The sequence below is a fragment of the Leptospira andrefontaineae genome, assembly GCF_004770105.1.
In the GTDB taxonomy this organism is placed as follows: Bacteria; Spirochaetota; Leptospiria; order Leptospirales; family Leptospiraceae; genus Leptospira_B; species Leptospira_B andrefontaineae.
Map to the genome: position 1 here is coordinate 155086 of NZ_RQEY01000001.1, position 24795 is coordinate 179880.

23 protein-coding genes are annotated in these 24795 nt (G+C 39.3%); 9 read left to right on the forward strand and 14 right to left on the reverse strand.

Annotated elements, in window-relative coordinates; all coding sequences use genetic code 11:
• Positions 1-11: 11 nt before the first annotated feature.
• Positions 12-296 carry an LIC10816 family protein gene (locus EHO65_RS00730; protein ID WP_086448304.1) on the forward strand — a complete coding sequence of 95 codons (285 nt, stop codon included), beginning with the start codon at positions 12-14 and terminating at the stop codon, positions 294-296.
• Between the two features lie 94 nt (positions 297-390).
• Positions 391-1053 carry a DsbA family protein gene (locus EHO65_RS00735; protein ID WP_208743941.1) on the forward strand — a complete coding sequence of 221 codons (663 nt, stop codon included), beginning with the start codon at positions 391-393 and terminating at the stop codon, positions 1051-1053.
• A gap of 19 nt (positions 1054-1072) precedes the next feature.
• Here EHO65_RS00735 and EHO65_RS00740 read toward each other — a convergent pair whose 3' ends face one another.
• The 3 genes from EHO65_RS00740 to EHO65_RS00750 all read right to left on the reverse strand — a co-directional run bounded on the left by EHO65_RS00740 (position 1073) and on the right by EHO65_RS00750 (position 3712).
• Positions 1073-2227, reverse strand: a complete 1155-nt coding sequence (locus EHO65_RS00740; RefSeq protein WP_135772343.1) for a hypothetical protein — start codon at positions 2225-2227, stop codon at positions 1073-1075.
• The gene (locus EHO65_RS00745) at positions 2224-2589 is read right to left on the reverse strand and encodes a hypothetical protein (RefSeq protein ID WP_135772344.1); all 366 of its coding nucleotides are present in this window, start codon (positions 2587-2589) and stop codon (positions 2224-2226) included. The genes EHO65_RS00740 and EHO65_RS00745 overlap by 4 nt, the downstream gene beginning before the upstream one ends.
• Before the next feature lie 100 nt (positions 2590-2689).
• Positions 2690-3712 carry a zinc-dependent alcohol dehydrogenase gene (locus EHO65_RS00750; RefSeq protein WP_135772345.1) on the reverse strand — a complete coding sequence of 341 codons (1023 nt, stop codon included), beginning with the start codon at positions 3710-3712 and terminating at the stop codon, positions 2690-2692.
• Between the two features lie 90 nt (positions 3713-3802).
• Here EHO65_RS00750 and EHO65_RS00755 point away from each other — a divergent pair, with 90 nt between their 5' ends.
• On the forward strand, positions 3803-4414 hold the full coding sequence (locus EHO65_RS00755) for a TetR/AcrR family transcriptional regulator (protein ID WP_135772346.1): 612 nt from the start codon (positions 3803-3805) through the stop codon (positions 4412-4414).
• On the opposite strand, the gene epsC is transcribed toward EHO65_RS00755, so the two are convergent.
• The 4 genes from epsC to EHO65_RS00775 all read right to left on the reverse strand — a co-directional run bounded on the left by epsC (position 4411) and on the right by EHO65_RS00775 (position 6228).
• A complete protein-coding gene (gene epsC / locus EHO65_RS00760; protein WP_135772347.1) occupies positions 4411-4956 on the reverse strand; it encodes a serine O-acetyltransferase EpsC in 546 nt (181 codons plus the stop codon). The two genes, EHO65_RS00755 and epsC, sit on opposite strands and share 4 nt — an antisense overlap.
• A 9-nt stretch (positions 4957-4965) precedes the next feature.
• The gene (locus tag EHO65_RS00765) at positions 4966-5367 is read right to left on the reverse strand and encodes a phage holin family protein (protein ID WP_135772348.1); all 402 of its coding nucleotides are present in this window, start codon (positions 5365-5367) and stop codon (positions 4966-4968) included.
• An 8-nt stretch (positions 5368-5375) separates the two neighbouring features.
• On the reverse strand, positions 5376-5564 hold the full coding sequence (locus EHO65_RS00770; RefSeq protein WP_008595192.1) for a hypothetical protein: 189 nt from the start codon (positions 5562-5564) through the stop codon (positions 5376-5378).
• Between the two features lie 61 nt (positions 5565-5625).
• Complete coding sequence (locus tag EHO65_RS00775; protein ID WP_135772349.1) at positions 5626-6228, reverse strand: hypothetical protein; 603 nt, start codon at positions 6226-6228, stop codon at positions 5626-5628.
• 180 nt (positions 6229-6408) lie between these two features.
• Here EHO65_RS00775 and EHO65_RS00780 point away from each other — a divergent pair, with 180 nt between their 5' ends.
• The 3 genes from EHO65_RS00780 to leuA2 all read left to right on the forward strand — a co-directional run bounded on the left by EHO65_RS00780 (position 6409) and on the right by leuA2 (position 9383).
• On the forward strand, positions 6409-7290 hold the full coding sequence (locus EHO65_RS00780; RefSeq protein WP_244243387.1) for a hypothetical protein: 882 nt from the start codon (positions 6409-6411) through the stop codon (positions 7288-7290).
• Complete coding sequence (locus tag EHO65_RS00785; protein ID WP_208743943.1) at positions 7229-7840, forward strand: tetratricopeptide repeat protein; 612 nt, start codon at positions 7229-7231, stop codon at positions 7838-7840. Before EHO65_RS00780 ends, EHO65_RS00785 begins: the two co-directional genes overlap by 62 nt.
• A 301-nt stretch (positions 7841-8141) precedes the next feature.
• Positions 8142-9383 carry a 2-isopropylmalate synthase LeuA2 gene (leuA2, locus tag EHO65_RS00790; protein ID WP_244243396.1) on the forward strand — a complete coding sequence of 414 codons (1242 nt, stop codon included), beginning with the start codon at positions 8142-8144 and terminating at the stop codon, positions 9381-9383.
• Between the two features lie 107 nt (positions 9384-9490).
• On the opposite strand, the gene EHO65_RS00795 is transcribed toward leuA2, so the two are convergent.
• The 6 genes from EHO65_RS00795 to EHO65_RS00820 all read right to left on the reverse strand — a co-directional run bounded on the left by EHO65_RS00795 (position 9491) and on the right by EHO65_RS00820 (position 18457).
• Positions 9491-9754 (reverse strand): hypothetical protein, encoded by a 264-nt coding sequence (locus tag EHO65_RS00795; protein WP_135772351.1) that lies wholly within the window; start codon positions 9752-9754, stop codon positions 9491-9493.
• 92 nt (positions 9755-9846) lie between these two features.
• Positions 9847-10755, reverse strand: coding sequence for a hypothetical protein (locus tag EHO65_RS00800; RefSeq protein ID WP_135772352.1), 909 nt, complete (start codon positions 10753-10755; stop codon positions 9847-9849).
• Positions 10756-12290: 1535 nt separating this feature from the next.
• Positions 12291-12908, reverse strand: a complete 618-nt coding sequence (locus tag EHO65_RS00805) for a TetR/AcrR family transcriptional regulator (protein WP_135772353.1) — start codon at positions 12906-12908, stop codon at positions 12291-12293.
• Between the two features lie 34 nt (positions 12909-12942).
• Complete coding sequence (locus EHO65_RS00810; RefSeq protein ID WP_135772354.1) at positions 12943-13548, reverse strand: TetR/AcrR family transcriptional regulator; 606 nt, start codon at positions 13546-13548, stop codon at positions 12943-12945.
• A 5-nt stretch (positions 13549-13553) separates the two neighbouring features.
• Positions 13554-16853 (reverse strand): efflux RND transporter permease subunit, encoded by a 3300-nt coding sequence (locus EHO65_RS00815; RefSeq protein ID WP_135772355.1) that lies wholly within the window; start codon positions 16851-16853, stop codon positions 13554-13556.
• A complete protein-coding gene (locus tag EHO65_RS00820; RefSeq protein ID WP_135772356.1) occupies positions 16850-18457 on the reverse strand; it encodes a TolC family protein in 1608 nt (535 codons plus the stop codon). Before EHO65_RS00820 ends, EHO65_RS00815 begins: the two co-directional genes overlap by 4 nt.
• Before the next feature lie 456 nt (positions 18458-18913).
• On the opposite strand from EHO65_RS00820, the gene EHO65_RS00830 reads away from it, so the two are divergent.
• The 3 genes from EHO65_RS00830 to EHO65_RS00840 all read left to right on the forward strand — a co-directional run bounded on the left by EHO65_RS00830 (position 18914) and on the right by EHO65_RS00840 (position 23550).
• Positions 18914-21211, forward strand: a complete 2298-nt coding sequence (locus tag EHO65_RS00830) for a hybrid sensor histidine kinase/response regulator (protein ID WP_135772358.1) — start codon at positions 18914-18916, stop codon at positions 21209-21211.
• A 42-nt stretch (positions 21212-21253) separates the two neighbouring features.
• Positions 21254-22225, forward strand: a complete 972-nt coding sequence (locus EHO65_RS00835) for a YheT family hydrolase (protein WP_135772359.1) — start codon at positions 21254-21256, stop codon at positions 22223-22225.
• Positions 22226-22338: 113 nt separating this feature from the next.
• A complete protein-coding gene (locus EHO65_RS00840) occupies positions 22339-23550 on the forward strand; it encodes an acetyl-CoA C-acetyltransferase (protein ID WP_135772360.1) in 1212 nt (403 codons plus the stop codon).
• Positions 23551-23668: 118 nt separating this feature from the next.
• On the opposite strand, the gene EHO65_RS00845 is transcribed toward EHO65_RS00840, so the two are convergent.
• Positions 23669-24793, reverse strand: coding sequence for an acyltransferase family protein (locus tag EHO65_RS00845; RefSeq protein ID WP_135772361.1), 1125 nt, complete (start codon positions 24791-24793; stop codon positions 23669-23671).
• Positions 24794-24795 lie beyond the last annotated feature (2 nt).

Here is a 24795-nt window from a genome sequence, read left to right on the forward strand (position 1 = left end):
GAGGTATGAACATGGATACAGTGACCATCTTCGCATTAGCGCTTTTGGCTGTTCCTGTGTTTGCCCGGTTTGCCCGAGTATCCAAGGATGCGATGAATCGCTATCACCTAATCGGATTGGGAGGTCTTTTCCTAATTCTTGGTGAAGCTACGAAGATTACTGCGACTAAAGTTACACCTATAGCAGCAGTTCTTCCTATGATTGACATCGCAACTGCGATCCTAGCTTACGCGGGGGTACTTTTCGGGGTAGTATGGCTATCGCTCTACTACGTCAAACACCCGAACGAAATCTAAAAAGAATCCTCCTATTTGAAAAGGAATGGAAGGCGGGACATGTTCCCGCCTTTTTTAGTTTGAAAAGATAAAAGAAAAATTATCACTGTTATCTGTGAGCCTAGAATTCAAACGCCCGGATACCAAACATTCCATCCTCTACGTAGCCGATCCGATCTGTGCCTGGTGTTACGGCTTCTCCCCTATTTTCGAAAAGATTAGAGAAAAATATTCAGACAAAATTGAATTCACATTAGTACTCGGCGGATTAAAATACGGACCCGAAGTAGAAACATTTTCGGAAGATGTTACCGAAAAATTAAAATACCTTTGGAAAGAAGTAGAAAGGATCTCAAAAAGAAGTTTCCACTACGATATACTCCAAAATAGAAATATCAAATATGATTCTGAACCTGGTTCTAGAGCAGTCATCACGGCACAAAGGATTAATCCAAGTTTATCTTTCGCTTTTTTAGATAAACTTCTAGAAAGTTTCCATTCTAAAGGAAAGGACCCAAGTAGTTTTGAAACTTATGCGGAGATTGCTTCGGAGCTTTCTATTCCATTAGATGAATTTAAAGAATTATATAACAGAGAAGAAACTCTCTTAGAAACAAGAAACGATTTCAATTACGGTTATATTTTAGGCGTAACTGGATTTCCTTGTTTAGTATTTTCAGATGGATTGGACAGGGGGATTTTGACTAAGGGATATTCTACTTTCGAAGAGGTGGATGCACTTCTAGGGGATTATTTCAGATCAATTGGAAGTTTTTAATTCGAAATAGATTTTTGGATCATTTTCCAATAGCAGGAAATCTTTCTAAAATAATCTGTACGTCTTTTTCTTTGCCTATTTGTAAAATCGCACTAATATAATTTTTCAGACTGACTTTCGGAAGTTGTCCGGAGACCAATAATTTTATCATTGCCTCACTGCCTATAGAAGACTTAATCCGAACATAATAATTCAATAATATTTCATCCAGCACTGGGTCCTTATTTAATAAACTAATAAACCCAGACTCATACTCTTTGGCTTGATTATTAGCATATATATGACTAATCCTGTTTTCGAATTCATAAACGATCTTTCTCTTCTTATCAGCGATCTTAAAATATAAATTTATCAGATCCACAACCGGATTCGCTTTATCAGCATGTAAAACCGTACGAATATAAATATCTTCAGTTTCCTTAGAGACTTTTTCGGAAGCAAGAATTGAAACTATAGCGGAAGTTCCTGCTAGAGAACCGGATTTCACAAAATACCTGCCAAGAGCCCGATCCACTTCTTTGTCCTGATTCAAAAAGGTAATTAAATAAGAATCGTACTTTGATGCATCTTTCGTTGATAAACTTTCTGCCATACGAACCAATGATAAATGAACGATCTCCGGATCTGTACGAAATCTTTCGATCACCTTTTGACTCAATTCTGGAGGCCAATTATGGACAGGAATTTTCAATAATGCCAAAATGGTAGCTCTGTCTCCGGACTCCAAAGCCTCGTAGACTGTCTTTTTAGGAACTGGATTCGATTCAATCCTAGAACGATCCACATTACCGTTAATATCAAAGGAACTTCTAGCAAGGAGATCCAAACTAAATACAATAGGAGTCAAGACGATTGATATTGGCAAAAATCCCATATTTGTCACGTATCCGTTTCCTCTTGGAGTCCATAAAAGAGAAACAGTATCGTTGAAAGCATCCGGAATTCTGATGATAGGATGGACTATAAGAAGATCTAGAATACCTGCAACCAGTCCGAGTGGAATAAAGAGTGGAGCAGCTATTATTTTCTTACCGGTATCCTCCGGGACTAAATTCTCTTCTACCTTTACGATTAATGGAGTATTATTCCGATTGAATACCGCACAATTGGAAAATCCCAAAAGGAATATTAAAAAAACTACAAATGTTTTATGAAGAAACCTAGCAGCTCTCATATATCAAATCCGCTTCTGCCTAAAAAGGACACTATAAAAACTATGGGACTGATCGCAATTTTTGGCAGAAACACCACTGCCTGGAAAACTACCCCTCCGGATGGATCTTTCCACACTACTTTATAAGTATCTTCTATCGCATCTGGTATTACAGTAATAGGATGAATTATAAACACATCCAAAACCAAAGAAGTCAGTCCGACTGGAATAAAAACAGGAGCTAACGCAATTTTTGCAGGAGCAGATTCCGGATGCACCTTTTCATCCAAATAGTTTGTGAGTATCCGATTTTCTTTACGAAAAGAAGCACAATTGGATGAAAAGATAGAAACTATCAGAATTAAAATAGCCGTCTTTTTCATGGGGCAGGTAGGCTAAATAGAAGACCCAAGGAAATAAATATTGTCCAGTGTTTTTTAAAAAAACAAGGACGAGTCTCCCCGTCCTTTAATGCCAATGTACTTATCTGACTACGATCAACTTAGTCTCCTCTTCCAAGAAAGCGTCGGCCGCTTCCGACCAAGATGCCTTACGTGTGGTGACCTTAGAAGGATCGAAACCTTCCTCTTCTACTAATCTCAAAATTTCAGGGATCCATTCTCTAGATCTTACTCTTCCTAAACGGATTGTTGCTCCATTATTATATAATTCTAAATAAGGAATCGGGATACTATTGGTCCAGAAAATAGAAGCGGAGCCGAATTCTCCTTCTATTCCTAGAGATCTAAGACCACAGTCCCAGCCTTCTGCAGTTCCGTTTGCATCCGCTACGATATCGAACTTACCGAAACTTTTAGGAAAGGAAGTGACCTGCTCCACTTTCACTCCGTAAGATTCTGCGATCTCCAAACGTTTTTTATCCGTATCTACATATACAAGCTCGGCTGCTCCCATATGTTTTGCAAGAGCAGCGGTATACAATCCAATGCTTGAAGCAAAACCTCCGAGAACTAAGACGGATCTATTTTTGTTTTGTTGGAGATGAATACCTACTAATTTCCAAGCTTCTACGATATTATCACTGATACTTGCGATAGCTGCAGGATCAGTCTTATTGGAAAAAGGGATCAACATCTCTTTCGCATAAGGAACTAAAACAGAATCGGATATTGCCCCACCAAATTCTTTCGCACCTTTTCCCATTCCATAAGCACTTGTATGAGGAACAGTGCTGCAACTTTTAGTCAGGCCTGTTTCACAATTAGCACAATGCCCACAGGAAATTTGGAATGGAACTGCAACACGTGTTCCTTTAGGGAAGAGTGAAGATAGTTCTTCGCTTGTTTCTAGTATTTCTCCTACAAACTCGTGTCCCAAAGGAAAAGGGGGTCGGAATAATGTTTGTCCTCTCAAAATTGGAAGATCCAAATCGCATCTGGCAACTGCCAGGGGGCGGACTAAGGCCTGGTTCGGTCCTGAAAGTTTAGGATCTGGGACTTCTTCCCATTCTACCCGATTTCTTTTAGAAAATAACAATTGTTGCATGGCTTTCCTCCGATAGACCAATCAGTCTATCCGCAATCGTTCTCAGAAAAATAGAATAGACCAGTTAGTCTATCATTTTATTTTAGTCCGATGAGCAAACGAAAACCGGAACTGGGCCAACCGGAAGGTCCTTTCGAAAGGATCGCATCCACAGCAGTTCGCTTGATGTATTCCCAAGGTTATGCTGGAACTTCTATCAACCAGGTGATCGATGAATCGGAATCCCATAAGGCAAGTTTTTATAGATATTTCCAAACCAAAGAAGATCTGGGGAAAGAATACGTAGAACGTCAAGGCAGGGATTTTCAAGTTGGCTGGGAAAGGTTAATGGAAAAATCCGAAACGCCTGAAGAGTTCGTTCATAGATGGATGGCTCTTTTAAAAAAGCAGGTTAAGTCGGGAAGATATTTCGGATGTCCTCTTGCTCGATTTATGGGAAGTCTGGATAAACCTGAACCTGATCTTGCAGAAAGAAGTTCTACTGTGCTGGGATCCTGGATATCCTGTTTAGAAAATTATTTCGAAAAAAATAAGAAGGCTCTAACACTTCCTGCCAATTTCGAATCCAGAAAGAAGGCTGAGTTGTTTTTGAAATTATTCCAAGGCAATTCACAATTTTATGTGATGACCCAGGATCCCAAATATTTTAATGAATTAGAAGAAGAGATGCTTTTTGAACTAAAAAGCATCATAAAAACTTAAACTATTTTGGTCTTTTTAAGGGAGATCTTTACCTTCTTCCCTTTTAATCTTACAATCTTACCGGGAGCGCCCACCACAGTACAATCATCCGGAATATCGTGATCGATCACTACTGCTTCTGCACCTATCTTCACATTATTACCCACGTGTACCGGGCCTAAAACTGTCGCTCTTGCACCGATAAGTACATTATTTCCAACAGTAGGATGGCGTTTTCCTTGGTGGTTTCCCGTTCCACCTAGGGTAACCCCATGGAATAAGATACAATCATCACCTATCTCGGCGGTCCCACCTATTACGATTCCCATTCCATGGTCGATAAATAGTCCGCTACCTATCTTAGCTCCCGGATGGATCTCAATCCCCGTAAGGAAACGATTGAACTGAGAAATAAATCGGGCTAAAAACTTCAGTCCTATCTTATATAAAGGATATGCAATATACTTATGTAAAAGAATTGAATGCAACCCTGGATAGAGTATAAATTCCATCCCCCTTGCTGCGGGGTCGTTCTTAAAAATTGCTTGGATCTCTCGAATCATTCGGAAAATCTAATGGGATTTTTTCTTTTTACGATCTGATCTGGAATATTCTTCGTTACTTTCTCTTTTAGCTACGTAGTTAGCTAAGGTGAGAATAGCTCCTCCCCAGAAAGCGGCCCAGAATCCAGGCACGAATATTTTATCAGGGAATATATTAGCGATCCAAAATAGAACGATAGCATTCACCACAAGTCCGGCGATCCCCAAGGTCAAAAGATAAACCAAATATCCTACACCAAATGTAACCAGGACAAGGAACCATCTTAAAACGAAATTTAAAAATCCGAAAAATAGGACGATTACTATTACATCCCAGACATGATTGCTGACACGAAAGCCTGAATCAATTAGAGGAAAAACAAATACTACTACCAAGGATTGTAGTAAAACGGAAAAAAGAAGTCTGTACATCTATGTCCTTAAACTGTAGAATCTAGGAACTGTCCCAAATGAGGAGGTAATCCACCTGGAGGAACCACCACTGTTTGCGGTTGCACTACTGCATTATCCGAAACGGAGGCAACTTCTCTGGGTTGGTCCCCTACTAAGGCAGGAGCCGAAGAATCTGAATATAAAATTTGTCGAGATCCGACAGCCATATAAGGCATATTCTTCTTCCTTTCTGTTATATTCTTCCTATTAGACGAATTCGAAAAGCAAAATTATATCTTAACCTTCTACAACTAATCCACAATCCATCTTTTCGACGACGAATCCTGTGTAGATCAATGGATAAAGTAAGTAGGTCCCAAGTCCCACAACCCAAGCAAATCCAGTGCGAGGAGTATCTCTTACTCCAGTACTTTGGAAAAATAAACGAACAGATCTAAACGGTTTTTTGCCTGAGTCAGAGGATGCCAAAGTTTTATCAGTAATCCCTAAGCCGCAGTTATGAGTGAGCTTGTTTCCTTCGATAGTGATCAAAACTTCTTTTCTTTCCGACTTGTTCCAAGAAACTCTTCTGGTGACAGTCCCTTCTAATTCGAGTTCTTTGGATCTAGCGCCTGTTCCTACTAAGATCGGGAATTTTGCATATTCTCGATCTAATCTTCTGTCCTTGCCTTCAACCCCAGTTGCGAAAGTCGCCATCAAAGTTTTTACATCGTATTCCAAATCATCTTCGAATTGGACGAGTACTGGCATTTCGGATCTTTGTTCTCCGGAAGAAGGTAACTGAATTTCAGGATTTTTCTTTTCCGCTCCGGAACAAGATACAAGCAATGAAGAAACAGATACAAAAAGTATAATAGAATATTTAGAGAATGAATTCATAGAATGTCCGGCACTTCTATGAAACCCCGGAAAGAATTTCTGTCCAGCGAAAATCGCAGTTGGACGGATACAAATCAGTAAAGGTTACAAACAAAACAGCTATAGAAATTTATTTACCATGTCCGACTTAGAATTTGGGTGGGATATAAAATAAGCGCCAAGACCAATCGGGAAGGCTATATGCGATACTTATCTATAAACCATCAAATACTTCTAATATTTTCTCCAGCAAAACCAAAACCAAAACCAAAATTTTCCAAACGAATACAGATCTTAATCTTATTATCCATATACTCATGTTCTTCTTTTCCAAGAGGAGATAAATCTTTGATTTCAAGAGAACATCAATACTCTCTATTTTACACGAATGAAGAAGGTAATGTATACAGGACAGACCTGAGTCTTAAAACAAAATACAAGGACGCTTTTGCAGATCTAGAAAAATTTGACTCGGAATTTATAGGTCCTCAAAAACAAAAATATACGGAAAGGATCAAAGAAGTTTCCTTATATAAATCGGAACTAAAAAAGGATAGTAGCTCTATAGTGAGAAAATTAGGAGGAGTTCTTGCAATAGCTGCGATCACTCCTGTTCCATTTGCCTTCGAGACCACTTTAGTTTTAGGAACAATTTACGTAACATATCAAAAAATGACTGAAACTTCGGAAGCGAAGCTCAGAAAAAAACATGTGGAGTTCCTAATAAATGAATGTGCTAACTCGGAAGATAGTTTAGAGGATTTCAAAGAAGATCATTTGGATGAATTCGTTTCCAGATGGAAAAAAGAATTTATGAAAGAATCCAATCATTTTGTGAACGCAGATGATTGGGAGGATGTTCGCTTATTAGATACTCTTATGGAAAAATACCAGATAGATAAGGAATGGTTGAAGATCAACGCCGAATGGGAATGGAGAGCTTCTTCCCAACATTGTAATCGAGAAACGAAAGAGGAAAAAGATAGTCGTATCCATAAGGAAGATAAGAAATGGAAAAAGAATGGATCCAAGACTGAAAACCGCATTGGACTATCTGAAAAGAGGGGACTCGAATACCGCTAAGTCCGTATTGATATCTTGGACTGAGTCTGAGCCTAATAACCCTAATGCATTTTTTCATTTGGGGATGTGCCTTTCCCAATTGGGCGAAATGGCGCCTGCAGAATCCGCGTTACAAGAATGTATTCGTTTGGAGCCCGCGCATGTTCAGGCTTGGGTCGGACTTGGAGTATTATTCGCTCGTAAAAAAGACAAACCAAAAGCGGAGTTCCATCTTTCCAAGGCATTGGAATTAGATGATAATGATGTATTCGCCAAAAAGAATTTAGCGGCAGTTTATACCGGGGCTTCTAAATTTGATCGCGCATTGGATTTACTCAAAGATCTACCTGAGTCCGAGTTATCCGATTCCCCTACTCTATATGCATTAGCAATTTGTTATGTAAGAACAAATCGTTTTGAAGAAGCTAGAGAAACTTTCCAGAAATTAGAGATTGTTGGTATTCCGGACCAGGTCAAAAAAGAATATCTTCAACTAAAACAATTACTGGAAGAGAAACAATTCGAACAAGGCGGTATCTGGAGTTTTCTTAAAAAAGAAGAGGACATTTGACCGCGACAGTGACGCATGATTTTTTTCTTTTTTACTTGACTTCCTTTTCCAATTTGCCGAGTCTAAAAGTAAATATGGCGCAAAATTTCTTCCAAGCTAATATGCTCGGTCTCCTCTTACTCCTTCTTTGGAGTTGAGAGGACGGAATCTTGCGCGCGCAAAAACCCGCTCCTCTGAGCGGGTTTTTTTGTATCAGGGTCTTCTCCCGGCAAAATCTCTCGCTTGAGGCCGGAAAAAGAGAGTGCCCATGGAACAAAAATCAAATGCGATTATCGCAACACAATATCCTTCCATCCAAGAGATGATCATTCCCGGCCAGGGTTTGAAAACTCCTCCTGTATCTCCATTCTTCATGGATGTTACACTAAGAGACGGCAACCAAGCGTTGCCCAAACCTTGGAACCTGGAAGAAAAAGAGATCATATTTAAGAGACTTGTAAAGTTAGGAGTACAAGGAATAGAAGTTGGATTTGCATCTGCAAGCAAACAAGACTTCGAAGCATGCTCATATCTTTCTTCTTTGGCTCCGGAGAATGTTGCTATTTCCAGTCTATCTCGAGCAGTAGAGAAGGAGATAGATCTTTCTTGGGAAGCGATCCGCAAAGCTCCTCGCCCACGGATCCATATTGTTTATCCTATCAGCGATTTTACGATCAGGAACGTATTGGGAATTTCCGAAAAGGAAGTTAAAGAAAATATAATACGTTCCGTTTCATATGCACGTAAATTAGCGGGAAATTACGGAGAAGTCCAATTTTCAGGAGAACATTTCGGGGATTCCTTGGAGAATATGGATTTTGCCGTGGAAGCATTCCAGGCTGCTTTGGATGCGGGTGCAGATGTAGTAAATCTTCCTAATACCGTGGAAAGATACAGACCTTATTTGTTCGTAGCAATGGTCCGTAAAGTTGCAGAGTCCCTACCTCAAGGAAGTAAAATTTCAGTCCATACCCATAACGATTTGGGAATGGCAACCGCAACTACTGTGGAAAGTTTTTTTGCAGGAGCCACTCAATTGGAAACTGCGTTAAACGGTTTGGGCGAAAGAGCCGGAAATACAAACACGTACGAAGTAGCGATCGCTCTTCATAATTGTGGAGTTAAAGTGGATTTAGATCTTCAGACAATTTATGAAACTTCCAGGATCGTTTCTCGTATGTCAGGAGTTCCTATCCCGGAAAAAGCTCCTTTAATCGGAGATGACGTAGTCGCTCATAGAAGTGGAATACATCAGGATGGAGTTTCCAAAACAAAAGGTATGAAGAAGGGAGCGTATCGTGCTTTCGACGCAAACCTGATCGGAAGGCCGGAAGGAGATCGGATCGCATTCACAAGCCAATCCGGTAAATCTGCAATTTATGAAATTCTAATGCAATCCGGGGTTTCTGTTTCGAAGGAAGAAGCTTCTAAATTGCAGCCAATCTTAAAATCAATCTCCGAAAATTCGGGGGGAGGAGAATTGTCGATTGAGGAGATCAAGACCGAGTTGGGGAAATTGAGATTATTGGAAAGTTCCGATCGTAAACGCCTCCAAAATAGCTAATAGATCTATCTTTGGCCTCTCTTGATCTCAGGGGGATCTTCACACGATCCCTGAGATCTCTCCTCTAATCTGGAGGTTATGTATCACCGATTGCAGTTCCTGCCAATCTATTTGCCGGTGCAGTGTTTTTTACCGTAAGTCCCTCTTGCACAAGACCCTGAACCGATGCAGTCCGCGTCCGAAAAACATTCGTTTCCAGACTTTCCGCTTCCGTGATCAAATTCAGGTTTTTTAGTACAAACTCCGCCGGTGCATTGCATTCCAAATCCACATTGGATATCTGCTGTGCATTTTTCGCCCTTCTCTCTATCTCCAGCGGAAATACTAAAGGTGAGAAATATTAGTATTAGATACAGGTATATATATTTCATTCTTATTCCTTTGATAAATTGTAAAGTTAGCTCTTCAAACTCTGATCATTATATCAATTGGTGAAAATTTAAGGACATCTAATATTCTTATATTAGATTTTTTTCAGAAATATTCTGCGAATTTGAACTCCGGACTTTCCTTCCACAAATACTCTGAACTCAACATCATCTACAACTGGATTCGTGATTTCAAATATTAAAGTTTTAGAGTTCGGATCTTCTCCATTTTCTTGCGGAGATAAAAGTAATAAGCCTCTATTATAAGCTACATCGAACTTAGCATGATCCAAATTTTTGCCCAAGTAATCTAATCTATACTTACCTTTAGCAAGTGTCAAAAAAGGGCCATAAACTAAAGTACCTTCATGCCTAGTTGCAGAAATAGTTCCATCCTCTTCGGACTTTCCGCAAGAAGACAAAAAGCCGGATTCTCCCGGAATCCATTCAAATTGAACCCTCTCTGATCCTTTGGCTGCTTCATTCTTTTCAATCTTAAAGATTTGAAAATTTAGATTTCTTTTATATAAGAATTCCGGAAATCTAAATATTGATTCATCAGGAAAAAGACCGGATAATTGTAGATTTCCAATTAAAGAAAATTTTAAATTGCCGTTTAATCCGGAAAAATCTCCATTTTGTATAATATAAATATCCTTCTTTTTTGCCAAAAAATCGGGAATTCGTCTTATAACTTCAGCCGAATCATTTATCAAAAATATATTCTTTCCGTAAATATAACGAAGAGGGGAAGCAATTTGAATCTTATTAGTAAAGTAAATTGAATCTTCGTCAGGTAGTTCCTGGACAAAATTTTCATACCCTTTCACATAACCTTCCATCATTGATTGGGACAAGATCAATTTAGATCTCCAATGGGTGTGAAAGATAGCAGCTCCTCCTATAACGAGCAAAACTAAAAGTTTAACCATTTTATTGGATATTGGAATATTCTGAATTCCAGCTACAGACCCTAATATAGCGAAAGGAATAGAAAATAACATCCACCTTCGTGAAGCCCATAGATGGTCCGCTGCGATACTAGGGCTTAACAAATAAGCTATCAATAAAAATGTTCCTATCAAAAATAAGAATAATGAATGGAATTTGTTTTTATGAAAGAGATAAACATTTAAAGCAAAAGGAAGAAAGACGAATAACCAAACAGGAACATACCACAAAAAAATAGGAAGAGAATTTAAGGCAAGAAAGCTACCAGGCTGAAGGTTACTGAATATCTTCGCTTGAATTTCCGGACGAATAAGATAAGCGTAAATCCCCAACAGCCAAATTGACAGAAAAAAGAAAATCCGAATCGATTTTATATTTTTATTATAAAATCCTCTAATTCTATTTAATAGATCCTTCTTAGTCTGCCAAAGAAAAATTTCCAATATAAGAACAAATAGGGAAATTATCGAAAGAGATAGAACTATCTTTAAAAACCCCCTTTCCCAGAGATGAAAGAGATATACTCTTGAACTGAAATATGCATAGATCAAGGATAAAATATTTAAAATGAGGAATGTGAAAATAAAGTATAAAGTATTTTTAAAATACTTTTCGAAAAACAAAAGAATGAACACAGAATACAATACGATTATCGGGAAATATATATAAGCATCTATTCTAGAAAAGGAAGAAAGTCCAAAACATAAGCCGATCAGGAAGTAAATCCACTTATTTGTTGCCCGAAAAAATGTTTGGATAGAGTATATAGTGAAAAGAATTAAAAACTGCGAATATGTTTCAGTAAGCACCGATCTAACATTCCAAATTTGAGAAACGTTAAATACATACAGAATGGTTGCAAAAATCGCATAGACAGGATCTAAAATTCTCCTAACAATTAAGTAAAAAAAGAAGACTGAAAAATAAGCGAAGATAGAATTTACCCGAAATAATCCATCCATTCCGAAAAGATCATATCCGATTGCTAAATAAGTAGGCACTAAATGGAAAAAGTCAGGTGACCTATATTCCTCTGAATCTGATATCCCTTCCTGAAAGTTAGCATGAATTGATGGGAAGTCCATGCGCACTGCTTGCCCGAAAGTTTCACTTATCAATTTGGTATCAGAAATTTCTAAATGTAAACCTCCACTTTTAGAAATATTAATACCAAAAATTGCATAAAGCCCTGGGTCCCTTCCGCCATCCAGATACCACGTTGGGAATCCTGCATACAAATACAAGGCCACCAAGGAAAATAGAATGATAAATATAAGTTCCGGTTTTTTGATTTCGAATCGGCGTAATTTACGTAATTCTACTTTTCTATAAGCAAATAAACAAATAATGTGAATGAAAGAGAATATAAAGAAAGAAAGAATAATTCTCTCTATGCTATAGACCCCAAACAGAGTGAGTAGAAAGGAAATAATCCCTATATATAGTAAAGGAGATACTAAGGATAAAAGAACAGTCCCTATTCTTCCCGGGCCTTTAAGCCTACTAAAAAGGAAAAATAAGAGTATTGAAGATAAGATCCATCCGGCAAAAAAAAAGAATACGATCAAAAGTGAAAAACTTTCCTACTTTAGGTATCTTCTCTTTTTACGATCCCGTAAAAGATAATATTATCCAATTCTTGGACCAGATCTCGGATAGAATACGGGGTTTGTGCTAAAAAGTTCGGATCGAACATTGCTTCGGAAGCTGCCGAGTGAATGAGAAGCACGATATCCGGATTTACATCGGAACGAATTTCGCCGTTCTTGATGCCGGTTTCGATCATCTTCCTCATTGTTCTGTTAATGTTTTTTTCTTTTAGAGACTGGATCTGTTTCCAAATATCAGGTGCTTGGTCACGGATCTCTCTTAGAAATTCGTTCATTCCATGGGGGATTTCGGAAGAGAGGCAACCTCTCATTGACTGGATTTTTTCTTTAATGGATTTGTCCGGGTCTTGGAAGATCCCTTCGATCCTGCCGTGAATTCTGAGATGTTTATCAGTCATCACTTCTTTTAACAATTCATGCTTATTGGCGAAGTGTTTATAAAGTGTTTTGCGACTGATCCTAAGAGTTCGAGCGATCTCTTCCATTCGAGTCTTCGCAAAACCGTATCGCAAAAATAGCTCGAACGATTTTTCGAATATTCTCTCTCGGACCTCGTCCTTCTCTTGGGTTAGTTCTTGTTCCACGGCGCTGTGCACTTTATTATCCCCCTTCCGCTTAGGAAACGATTTTTCAATCTAAAGACGATTTTAACGTCTCCTTTCCTCTGCGTATTATGCCATAAAGAAAAATATTGTCCAGTTCGGATATATTGGCCCGACGCTCGGTCGGGCTTTGTTCCCACTTGTAAATCGCATCTGAACAGGCGATTAATGCCATGATGAACAAGTCGGGCCTCAAGTCCGCTCTGAATTCTCCTAATTTTTTCCCCTCTTCCAATAAGCTTTCAATTTCAGTATCTATTAATTGGACCCTTTTTGCCTTCACCATTCTCCATATTTCCGGAATTTGATCCTGCAATTCCTTCCATAATGCGAAATGGCTGGGTTTACAAACATCCAATAGCTCTTTACTCATCTTCACAAATCGTTTAGAGAAGTCTAAAGCCCTATTGTTTCGAATTCTTTTAAGTTTATAGGCTGCCTTGGTTTGGCGATACTCCGCAGCGGCCTTTAAAACTTCTTCTTTGTTCGAATAATATTCGTATAAGGTCTTTTTTCCGATTTTGGACTCTTCTACAAAGTCCTCCATTCTAGTTTTCGCATAACCTTTCCGTTGAAAGACCCGAGATGCCCCGAGTAAAACTCGGAGCCTATTTTTTTTCTCGGCGAAGTCCATGATATTTATCGCGCATCCGGATCCGGAGAATTTCTACGGACCAGATTGTTCAACTTCTCTATATAAGAGAATGCTGCCGGAACCACTACTAACGTAAGTACGGTAGAAGAGATCAATCCACCTATGATCGCAACACCCATACTTGTCCTTTGTTTGGAAGCTTCGTTTAATCCAATCGCAATTGGAGCCATACCTGCAATCAAAGCGAATGATGTCATTAGGATCGGACGAAGACGTTCTCTTCCCGCCTCTATGATCGCTTCTTTCATTTCCACACCTCTTTGTATGAGCTGATTCGTGAAGTCCACAAGTAAGATAGAGTTTTTGGTAGCCACCCCGATGAGCATGATTAGCCCGATCATGGAGAATATATCCAAAGACTTTTGGGTTAAGAATAGAGCGATAAACGCTCCACAAAGCGCGAGTGGAAGGACCAACATGATCGCGATAGGTGTGATAAAACTTTCATACAAGGAAGCAAGAACCATGTAGATGAATAACACCCCAAGTCCCATAGCAATTCCAAGAGAAGTTCCCATCTCCTTAAAGTTCTCCGCCTGTCCTGTGTATCCGATACGAACTCCAGGAGGAAGAGGCAATTCTGTTTGCGTAAGTTTAGCTACTTCTTCCATTGCTCCACCCATACCTGGTCCATCCGGATTTACGTCCGCATAGATCTCAACGGATTGGTTTCTGTTCATACGGTTGATGGTAGCAAGACCTGTTGTTTCTTCCGCCTTAGCAACGTTTTGGATCGGGATCATCATGTTATTAAAGTTAGGAACAAAAGAATTATAGAAGTTATCCTTCAAATCTCTCTGACCTTCTTTCAATCGAACACGAATATCGTATTCCACTCCGTTTTCACGATAAACTGCAGGGGTAGTTCCCTCTACCAAAGTCCTTAATTCTGTTCCAATCACAGTTCCTGGAATTCCAAGTAGAACCTCTCTTTGGCGATCAGGTACAACTCTGAATTCCGGAGCTCCTGCTCTATAACTTGTGTCTACATCCAAAAGTGCCTTAGATTCTCTTAATCTTTCGAAAAGTTTTCTGGAATATTCTTCTACAACTTTACCGTTCTGTCCGCTAACAACCAAAGTGAAAGGTCTTTGTCCTCCACCCACGTTATCCACATCTTTCACGATAGGGTTTGCATAAGAGAATGATTCCAATTCCTTACGAAGAAGGTCTTTGAACTGAGAAGTGTTCATATTCCTTTCTTTTGCTGGGATCATCTCCACGAACATAGTCGCAGTCCTGTTCGTATTGAACATAGCCACCAATTTTACTTCTTTATGAGAAGAGATCTCTTTGTATGCATCCTGAGCGATCTCCGCCATTTTGTGTACGGATGTACCAGGAGGCATATCCAAGGTGACTTGGAATTTTCCTTGGTCCTGTGCAGGTAAGAATGTTTTAGGAATGTATTTGGTCAGCATTAAGCTAGCGACAAAGATCAAAACCGCACTACTCAATATGAACACAGGGCGTTTTAATGTGAATTTCAAAACGCTTGCATAAATATTTTCCAACCAAGTTTGGAATACGTTAAATCCGGATAAGACGCCATCCAAGCCCTTCTCGATTGGAGAAAGAATTCTTCCTAAAACTCCGAATACAAATTTCAAAAGTTCGAACACAGCCGAGAAGGCTCTGGAAACAATTCCTTTCGGAGCTTCTTGTGCTCTTATTTTAGAGAATGCAATTTCCTCTAAAGTGGTGGTCGCGCCGTTCTTCTTCTTTTTCTTTCCTTCAGTAGGAACACTTAAGAATTCTTGTGAAGAATGTCCATGACCTGCTTGTGCATGTGCTCCGGAAATTTTTCCACCGAAGTATGCGGATAACATTGGAGCAATTGTAAGTGCATCATAAAGAGAGATCAAAAGAGCAAAACAAACGGTAAGTCCGAATTCTCTTAAGAACTGTCCCACTACTCCACTCACGAATGCAATCGGCAAGAATACTGCGATCACAGTCATAGTAGTCGCAATTACAGCTAATGTTACTTCTTTAGTTCCTTCTGTAGAAGCTTCTCTCGCGGTTTTACCCATTTCCCTATGTCGGAAAATATTCTCACGGACTACGATCGCGTCATCAATTAGAAGTCCCACTGCCAAGCTCAATGCTAGAAGAGTCATCACGTTTACAGTAAACCCTGCAACCGCCATCAAAATGAACGCACCTAAAAGTGAGTTAGGCAATGCAAGTCCGGTGATGATCGTAGATCTTACACTTCCTAAGAATAATAGAACCACTACAATCGTGAGCGCGATACCTATGATGATTGTTTCTTTTACATCATAGATATTATCATCGATCTGAATGGAATTATCATTTGCGATCGAAAGAACGGCACCACCTTCTCTTCTTGCGAGTTCCTTATTCAGATCTTCAATGCGTTTTTTTACTTCTTGGGCAACCGCAACTGTGTTCGAGCCTGACTGTTTGAATACCAATAAGAAAACGGCTTTATTACCGTTAAAGTACGCGCGAGTGCTTTCATCCTCTAAAGTATCTACCACTTCTCCCAATTGTCCTATCTTAACCGGAACCTCGTTCCCGAATAAAGAAATTGGAGTATCTCTGATCTCTTGAGGGGATTTAAATTCGTTGATGGTTCTATAAACCAACTCTGAATCCGCCTTACTCACTTTACCTGCTGGGATATTCGTTCCACCGGAAGCCAAACGATTGGAAACCACGGAAGCAGGGATCATATGTTGTTTTAATTTTTGACGATCTAACGCAACATGGATCTCTCTTTTACGTCCGCCGTAGATTGTGATATTTCCCACATCCTTAGCAGTTAAAAGATTTTGTTTGATCTCTTCGTTAGCGATATCGTAGATCTGCGCTTCACTCAAGTTTGCATTTAATGCAAGAATGATGATCGGCTGATCTGCAGGATCTATCCTTCTAATGATTGGTTCTTTAATATCATTCGGTAATTTAGGTTTTACCGCGGATACCTTATCTCTGACCTGTTGTTCCGCGTATTTCACATCGGTCTCTAAGGTAAACTCAAGGATGATCGTTCCGGATCCTTCGCTACATGTAGAGCGGATCCTTTTCACTCCGGAGATAGTGGAAAGTTCGTCTTCCACAGGCTTTGCGATCAAAGTTTCGATCTCGTTAGGTGCTGCTCCCGGATAAGGCACAGTTACTGTGACCACCGGAATTGTTACGTTAGGGAAAAGGTCCACACCCAACTTGTTTAGGGAAAGATATCCCGAAACAAGAATGATGAGAACCGTACAGGTAATAAATATCGGTCGTTTGATCGATAGTTCTGCAAAATTCATTTTTGGTCTCCGGTGTTTTGGTTCAGAACTTCCTCGGCATCCATTCCGTATTTGCGAAATAGTGTACCCTTAGAGAGCTCGTATTGTACTAGCGCCGAGTTATAATTCACTTTTGCCTGCATCAGTCCGTATTTAGCCTGAGCTACCAGGTCCAATGCGTTCTTAACGTTTACGGATGTGGCTCTTCCGTATCTGTATCTGGGCAGAATGCCCGAGTAAAACTTCTCCGCTTGAGAGAGATTCTTTTTAGATTCTTCTAAGATCTCGTAAGTAGTATTGATCTTTTGTAATCCTTGTCTCACATCAGTTTTGACCTGTTCTTTTGTTTGCTCCAAAAGAAGGTCCAACTTTCTACTTTGTGTTTGCGAATTCCTAAATTCAGCTCTTGCGGTATCGTTCCCAAGAGGATAATCCATCTTGATCTCTGCGGAATTTTGGGTAAATCTACCGCTTCCTATTCCATCAAAACTTTGAGGAAAATTACGATCGTATTCGCGTGAATTATAAGTTCCGCTCACATAAAGAGAAGGTAATAATCCGTTTTTGGAAATCTCCAATGCTGTTGCTGCATTTTGTTTTTGTAATGCGATACTTTTGAAATCGTATCTATGTTGAAATGCTTCTTCTGTTTCAGAATCTTCTGCGCCTAAAGAAGGAAGAGAATCGTCCAGAACCAAAGCAAAATTCACTTTAGTTTCAGGATCTTTTCCCAAAGAAACAAGTAAGTCTCTGCGAACTCTATCTTTTTCTAGTTTTGCCTGTCTAAGTTGGTTCTCTGCAGAGATCAAAAGTGCATTCCATTGACCCGACTCATAATCTTCTGCCACTCCCATACGAACCTTGGAAGAAGTGATATCTTTTACATTCTTCACACTTTTGACTAGTAGCTCTGCAGTTTTAAGATTTTCGTCCGCTAAGGATAAATTCCAAAAAGATAATAGAGATTGGACCACGGATCTGGAGAGAGTATTCATCGCGTCCAATCTTCGGACTGCGGAACTTCTTCTGCTGATCTCCAGGGATCTTCTTTGCTGGTATCCGAAAATATTCTTAAGCAATTCTTGCTTGAGAGTGAAACCAAGATTTGCAAAATGAAGACTTGGCTGTGCGAATTGTTGCGCGATTGTTCCTTGCTGTTCCGGTCTTTTACCCGCATCCGTTTCATAACGGTTATCGGAGACTGTTAAACTTGCGGTGGTTCCCGTATTAAAAACTTTTGATAAACCTGCGGAGATTGTATTACTTGTGATCTCTCTACCCTGCAAAGTGTATTGAGGAAGAGGTAAGTTATTCGTCTTTTGAGTATTGGCGGTTAAGGTCCCGATAAAATTATACTTACCGTTCTCCTTCTCCCAATCGTACTCTGAGTTTTCCAAGTCCAGTCGGCTCATCTTAGCCTGAACTGAATTCTCCAAAGAATAACGAATAAGAGAAGTAGTTGTCCAAACTCCTTCTTTCTCCAGATCGTCCCGAGTATCTCCGGAAATAGAAATAGCACTTAGAAAAATGCCTAAGTAAAAAACGCTGCGAAAGGTTGCCTGATTCTGTTTGTGTTGCATAACATCCAACTGGAAACATTTATGGTATATTTTGTTTCCACCCATAGGAAACAAAATCTCTTTTTATTGTTTCCTATGTCAACAGAAAAATTATCGAAATAAAAAGATTTTATTGATATTGAGTCTCATTATAAAATAATCTGGACATGAGCATACGTGGAGCTTCATCCCTTCGTCATCCATTCCAAGACCTATGTAGAAAGCTGGAATGCAGGCAAAACGATCCTGAAAGATCAGAAACCTTTCCTTCTGGATCTGAAATTTGGAAATTGATCCCTCAAAATTCCGAAAATGAATTTGGACACTCCCGACCGGAAGGAGAAGTTTCCTAAACGGAGGATTTTACTCCTTCTTCTCCGCAAAAAATCCTTTTCAACTCGATTCTTTCAGATACTAAACATGGGCTTGCTCATGTAGGATTTACTATCTTCTCTTGGAAATTCCGGGGCCTTTTCCGGATCTTCGCCGTCCTATAATGATGTAAAAGTCCTTAGTACGAAGATGACTCAGATCCCAGCAGACATTCTTACATTCATTAAGTTTTTTGAAAATTCAGATGGGACTTCCATATATGTGAACCATATTATTCGAGACAAGAATGGCAAGATCGTAGATATGAAATTGCATTATTGTAACGATCAAGCTGCAAAGCTTGTAAAAATGGAGAAGAGCACACTTATCGGTAAAAAGTATACCGAACTCAGGCCGAAAGAATTAGAAACGAATCCGGAAATCGTCGAATTTTTCGAATCCATTAGCAAAAAGGGTTCCGAATGGAGAGGGATCCGTCAATCGGCGATTTCCAGAAAATATTACGACTCCACAATTATTTGTCCAGAAGATGATTGGACCATTTCTATCGCAAAAGACTTAAACCAAGAGATCAAAGAGAAGGACATTTTCAGAGAGGCCGCCTATAGGAATGAGGATGCGGTTTATTATCTAGAACCTATTTTTGACGACAAAGGATCCATTACGGATTTCTTATATAAGGATCTAAATCCGGCAGCCGAAGCCGAGATAGGGATGCCTAAAGAAATCGCGATCGGTAAGAACTTATGTAAATTATTTCCTCAAAATCTGGAATTAGGCACATTTGACCTATATAAGAATGTATATCTCACCCAACATGCGGAGAAAAGAGAATACGAGATCAAAGATAATCAGGGAAATCCAGGATTTTATCTATTACAGATCAGCAGAGTGTATGAAGGACTTCTTATCAGTAATAAGAATATTACAGAAATTCGAAATGTTGAAAACCAGCTCAGAATACAAAAAGAACAATTAGAATTCACTTATCTGGCCTCCAATGATGGATACTGGGATTATAATGTTAATACCGAACAACTTTTCCTTTCTGAAAGATGGAAAACTATGCTCGGTTATACGAATGAAGAAATCTCCTCCGATGATGTTCACCTCTGGAGAAAATTGGTACATCCGAAGGATCTAAGAATTGCACTTTCAGCTTTCCAAAGACACCAGGAAGAAGGAACAGCAAGATTCGATAGGGTTTTAAGATTTAAAACGAAATCCGGAGAATATATGTTCATTCGTTCCAGAGCCTTGATCATCGAAGACGAAAATGGACAGCCTGCTCGTATTGTAGGAACTCATACGGATATCTCTGCTGCTAAAGAATCTGAGCTTGCTTTAGAAAAGGCAAAAGAGAAGGCAGAACAAGCCGACAAGGCCAAGTCCGAATTTTTAGGAATGATCTCTCATGAAATGAGAACTCCTTTAAACGGGATATTCGGTATGGCCAATCTACTTTCCAGTTCAAAATTAGATGAGGAACAAAAAGAATATCTAAAAGATCTTTCCGACTCCACTGAAATTCTTTCCAGACTGATAGATGATCTATTACAAGTAATCACCTTAGATTCGGCCAAAATAGAGATCAAAGAAGAACCTTTTGAGATCAAAACATTCACAGATCTGATACGTATATTAGTAGAACCTAAAGCTTCAGAAAAGAATATCGAATTCAATATTTTCATCTCTGAAAAATTCCCAAAAGTGATCGTAGGGGACAGGACCAGGATCGAACAGGTAGTACTGAACCTAATCACAAATTCCATCAAGTTTACAGACAAAGGATCTGTGACACTCACTTTGGATTTAGAAGGAAAAGACTCCATACTATTTAAAGTAAAAGATACAGGTATTGGAATTAAGGACGAAGCTAGACAGAGGATCTTTGATGCATTCCACCAGGAAGATCTAGCAGACACTCGCAAATATAAAGGAGTAGGACTCGGACTTTATATAGTCAAAAGTTTGACTTCTAGAATGAAAGGAGATGTCCGTTTGAATTCTGAGCCTGGACTTGGTTCAGAATTTTCCATTATTCTTCCTTTAAAAACTGAAACTGGCACTCCTTTTAACCCAACACAGATCCAGTCCGAAACGGTTCCTACATTTACTTCGAGTTCTGTTCTTATCGTAGATGATAACGAGATCAACGTAAAGATACTTGCCAAACATTTGAGTAAAACCGGGATACAATCGGACTCCGCTCTAAGTGGCAGAGAGGCATTAAAACTTTTAGATACAAATGAAAAGAAATACGATTTGATCTTATTGGATCTACAAATGCCCGAAATGGATGGATACCATACTGCGGATGCAATACATGCTTTAAATTCTTTTAATGCAAAAACTCCTATCGTTGCTGTCACTGCTAGTTCCTTTTCAGAAGCATATGAAAAATGTGTTCAACATGGAATAGAAGGTTTTATCGGCAAACCATTCCAACCAAAACAATTGTATAAAGTTCTTACCGATTTTCTATGACGAATGCTTGTCTAACAAAACCTGATCCGGAAAATTGCCGGCATGGAGACTCTTCGTCCCTTTAAACCTCCCTTTCATCTCAGACATCCATTTGTCCAAACAGTATTGGCTTCTTTAATGAGGCAGAATACTCCGGATCATCCCATGGACAAGGCTGCTTCTCCAGTTGTAATAGATGCAGGCAAAGGTGTTCGATTATTAGGTCATTATTCCAAGTCACCACAAAACAAGGCGCTACTTGTGCTTATACACGGTTGGGAAGGAAGTATGGATTCAAATTATATCCAAAGGACTTCCAGAAGATTTTACGATAAGGGAATTTCTATCTTCAGACTAAATTTAAGAGATCATGGAAACACTCATCATCTAAATCCGGAACCATTTAACGGAAGTTTAATAAGAGAAACTTACGAAGCAGTCCGCAAAGTTGCGAAAGAATTCGGACATAAACTGCCCGTATATTTGGGTGGATTTTCTATGGGTGGGAATTTTACGATCAGAGTGGCAAGAGAACATTCCAGGAATAAACAAAGTATTCCGAATTTAAAACATTGTATCGCTGTGAGTCCACCTCTTCATCCAAAGTCCGCTACGGAAATGATGGATTCTAAACTCATTATAGGAAAATATTTCTTAGATAAATGGAGGCAATCCCTAGCTAAGAAGAATGTACATTTTCCTGATCTACATCCATATCAGAATATCATGAAAGGAAAAACAGTCATGGAAATGACTGATAGGATCGTAGCATCTTCTTCAGAGTTCAAAAACTCTGATGATTATTTTAATTCTTATACATTGGGACCAAAGGATTTTGAAAAATTAAAAGTGGATCTGACAATAGTTACATCCGCAGACGATCCGATCATACGTCCCGACGAATTTAATGAGATCCCTAAAAGTTCCAAACTTAGGATTTTTATCCAAAAGTATGGAGGTCATAATGGTTTTTATGAAAATTTAAAAGGAGACTGTTGGTATTTCAGGGTCTTCGATAAAGTTATATTCGGATAAGAAGAAGTAGCTTGCTTTTCCCGCCTTTCTTCTAAACTCAAGCCGGAAGCATATTTCGTTTTTGAACATAAGTTCAAGAATAACCGAACGGCTTTCGTTATAGGAGAAATACTATGTCCAACGCATACGTTATCGATGCGGTTCGCACCCCAAGAGGGAAAGGTAAAAAAAGAGGAACACTTGCATCCGTTCACCCACAAGAACTTTCCGCCTCTACTCTATTAGCAATCCAAGAAAGAAACGGATTAAAACCGGAAGTTGTAGAAGAAGTTGTATTAGGTTGTGTTTCCCAAGTGGATGACCAAGCTGCATGTATCGCCCGTTATGCGGTCATGGCTGCACAATGGCCGAATTCCGTTCCTGGATATACAGTGAACCGTTTCTGCGGATCCGGATTACAGGCAGTGAATAATATCGCAAACCATGTTCAATCGGGAGCAATGGCTGTAGGTTTAGGTGGTGGAGTAGAATCCATGAGCCGAGTAAAAATGGGAGCAGACTTAGGAGATAGAGATTTTAATATAGGAAATCCTAATATACAAAAACATTATAATCTTGTTCCTCAAGGAATTTCTGCCGACCTGATCGCTACTAAGTATAATATCACCAGAGAAGAAGCGGACAAATTCGCAGAGTCTTCTCAATTGAAAGCAGACAAGGCAATCAAAGAAGGCGCGTTCAAAAAATCCATTATTCCGGTTAAGTTAGAAGATGGGACAGTAGTGGATACTGACGAGAACCCTCGTATCGAATCCGACTACGCATTCCTTTCCGGCTTAGGTGCAGTTTTCAAAACTGTTGGAGAAAGAGAACTAGATGCGATCGCTCTTAAATCCTATCCAGATGTAGGAAAGATCAACCATATCCACACACTCGGAAACTCTTCCGGGATCGTGGATGGTGCTGCTTCCGTATTAATCGCTAACGACGAAGGTATCAAAAAATACGGATTAAAGCCAAGAGCAAAAATCCTTTCTACTGTGGCTACCGGAGAAGACCCAACCATTATGTTGACTGGGCCTGTTTCTGCTTCCAAAAAAGCACTCCATATGGCAGGGCTAAAAGTAGAAGATATCGATCTTTGGGAAATCAACGAGGCATTCGCTTCAGTAGTACTTTATACCCAAAAAACTTTAGGTATCCCTCTTGAGAAGATCAACGTAAATGGAGGAGCAATCGCTTTAGGACATCCTCTGGGAGCGACAGGAGCTATTCTTCTCGGAACAGCGTTGGACGAATTAGAAAGAAGGAACAAACGTTACGCACTCATTACACTCTGCATAGGCGGGGGAATGGGTATTGCAACCGTGATCGAAAGAATTTAATTTCTAATTTTCCGAGCTATCAACGCCGTTTTTCCTCCGGGAAAAGCGGCGTTTTTTATATTTTCTCTCAATTTCGTAGGGTTAGGATACTCGCAGTGACAAAACATTTGCTCAGTTCTTAAATTTTCCAATACAGTCTTTTTTTATCCAAAAAGAAAAGGATCAAAAACCATAAGGCCAGCACAGTTATAGAATAAAGAAAGGAACTCAACTCCGGAGAATCTATCCAGCTTTTATAATATTCTTGGTAGATCAGATTTTTTAAAGGGATCTTTTTCCCTTCCGGAGAAGAGACCATAATTATATTCAAACTTCTGGCAAAAATCCCGGAACCAAAAAACACAAGCAAAGCATTCTTCCCGAAAGGAAGAAGGAAACTTTGCAAAACCTTAAACTCAATTCTATCAAACTTTTCTAAAATCAAAAATAATGAAATAACGAGCAAGGCCCAGCCGGCAGTCCAAAGAGAATAAGTTCCGGTCCATAAACTTTTATTGATGGGATAATAAATTCCCCATACACCACCAATAAGTAGCACTGCAAAAGCACCTAATGTTATATTTCCGGAAATAGAAAGAAGAGATTCTTTCTTCTCCAAAGAATCTTTTATAAATTCTCCCGCAAAAATCCCGCAGAATACGGAAGCAATCGATGTGAAAGAAGTCAAAAGTCCTTCCGGATCCCAGACCTTACCGAATCTCCATAAATGAGCTTGTCCAAAAACTTCTCTATCTATCCAAGCTCCCCAATCTTTTCCTTCTTTCATGCTTGGCTCTAAAGCTCCAGGAGGAGGGATAAATTCCTGTAAATACCAATAAGAGATCAGTAAGGTTAAGAATAGAAAGATCCTGAATTTTAGATTTTTCTCACGATATAAAATCGCTCCGAAAAAATAAGCGAATCCTATTCTCTGCAAGACTCCAGGAAATCTAAGATTAGAAAAACTCCATTCTCCGAAAAAATTCAAAAATAATCCCAAAAAGATCAGGATAGATGCTCGTTTTAGTATTTTAGGAAATTCTTGTATTCCATTTGAAATCGAATAAGGAATAGAAGCGCCTACCACAAAAAGAAAAAATGGAAACACCAAATCGGTCGGAGTACATCCGTCCCATTTAGCATGTTTGAGAGGCCAATACATATTGGACCAGGTGCCCGGATTATTTACCAAGATCATACCTGCCACCGTTAGGCCTCTCAAAAGATCTATAGATAAGATACGATTTGGATTTTCAGATTTCAATT

Bases quoted from the DNA above. Each gene is read 5' to 3' on its own strand.
- EHO65_RS00740 (WP_135772343.1), bottom strand. From the start codon at position 2,227: ATGAGAGCTGCTAGGTTTCTTCATAAAACATTTGTAGTTTTTTTAATA.
- EHO65_RS00770 (WP_008595192.1), bottom strand. From the start codon at position 5,564: ATGCCTTATATGGCTGTCGGATCTCGACAAATTTTATATTCAGATTCT.
- EHO65_RS00765 (WP_135772348.1), bottom strand. From the start codon at position 5,367: ATGTACAGACTTCTTTTTTCCGTTTTACTACAATCCTTGGTAGTAGTA.
- EHO65_RS00755 (WP_135772346.1), top strand. From the start codon at position 3,803: ATGAGCAAACGAAAACCGGAACTGGGCCAACCGGAAGGTCCTTTCGAA.
- EHO65_RS00815 (WP_135772355.1), bottom strand. From the start codon at position 16,853: ATGAATTTTGCAGAACTATCGATCAAACGACCGATATTTATTACCTGT.
- epsC (WP_135772347.1), bottom strand. From the start codon at position 4,956: ATGATTCGAGAGATCCAAGCAATTTTTAAGAACGACCCCGCAGCAAGG.
- EHO65_RS00835 (WP_135772359.1), top strand. From the start codon at position 21,254: ATGGAGACTCTTCGTCCCTTTAAACCTCCCTTTCATCTCAGACATCCA.
- EHO65_RS00750 (WP_135772345.1), bottom strand. From the start codon at position 3,712: ATGCAACAATTGTTATTTTCTAAAAGAAATCGGGTAGAATGGGAAGAA.
- EHO65_RS00800 (WP_135772352.1), bottom strand. From the start codon at position 10,755: ATGTTATTTTCTATTCCTTTCGCTATATTAGGGTCTGTAGCTGGAATT.
- EHO65_RS00780 (WP_244243387.1), top strand. From the start codon at position 6,409: ATGCGATACTTATCTATAAACCATCAAATACTTCTAATATTTTCTCCA.
- EHO65_RS00820 (WP_135772356.1), bottom strand. From the start codon at position 18,457: ATGGGTGGAAACAAAATATACCATAAATGTTTCCAGTTGGATGTTATG.
- EHO65_RS00775 (WP_135772349.1), bottom strand. From the start codon at position 6,228: ATGAATTCATTCTCTAAATATTCTATTATACTTTTTGTATCTGTTTCT.
- EHO65_RS00795 (WP_135772351.1), bottom strand. From the start codon at position 9,754: ATGAAATATATATACCTGTATCTAATACTAATATTTCTCACCTTTAGT.
- EHO65_RS00745 (WP_135772344.1), bottom strand. From the start codon at position 2,589: ATGAAAAAGACGGCTATTTTAATTCTGATAGTTTCTATCTTTTCATCC.
- EHO65_RS00830 (WP_135772358.1), top strand. From the start codon at position 18,914: ATGACTCAGATCCCAGCAGACATTCTTACATTCATTAAGTTTTTTGAA.
- EHO65_RS00785 (WP_208743943.1), top strand. From the start codon at position 7,229: ATGGATCCAAGACTGAAAACCGCATTGGACTATCTGAAAAGAGGGGAC.
- EHO65_RS00730 (WP_086448304.1), top strand. From the start codon at position 12: ATGGATACAGTGACCATCTTCGCATTAGCGCTTTTGGCTGTTCCTGTG.
- EHO65_RS00810 (WP_135772354.1), bottom strand. From the start codon at position 13,548: ATGGACTTCGCCGAGAAAAAAAATAGGCTCCGAGTTTTACTCGGGGCA.
- leuA2 (WP_244243396.1), top strand. From the start codon at position 8,142: ATGATCATTCCCGGCCAGGGTTTGAAAACTCCTCCTGTATCTCCATTC.
- EHO65_RS00840 (WP_135772360.1), top strand. From the start codon at position 22,339: ATGTCCAACGCATACGTTATCGATGCGGTTCGCACCCCAAGAGGGAAA.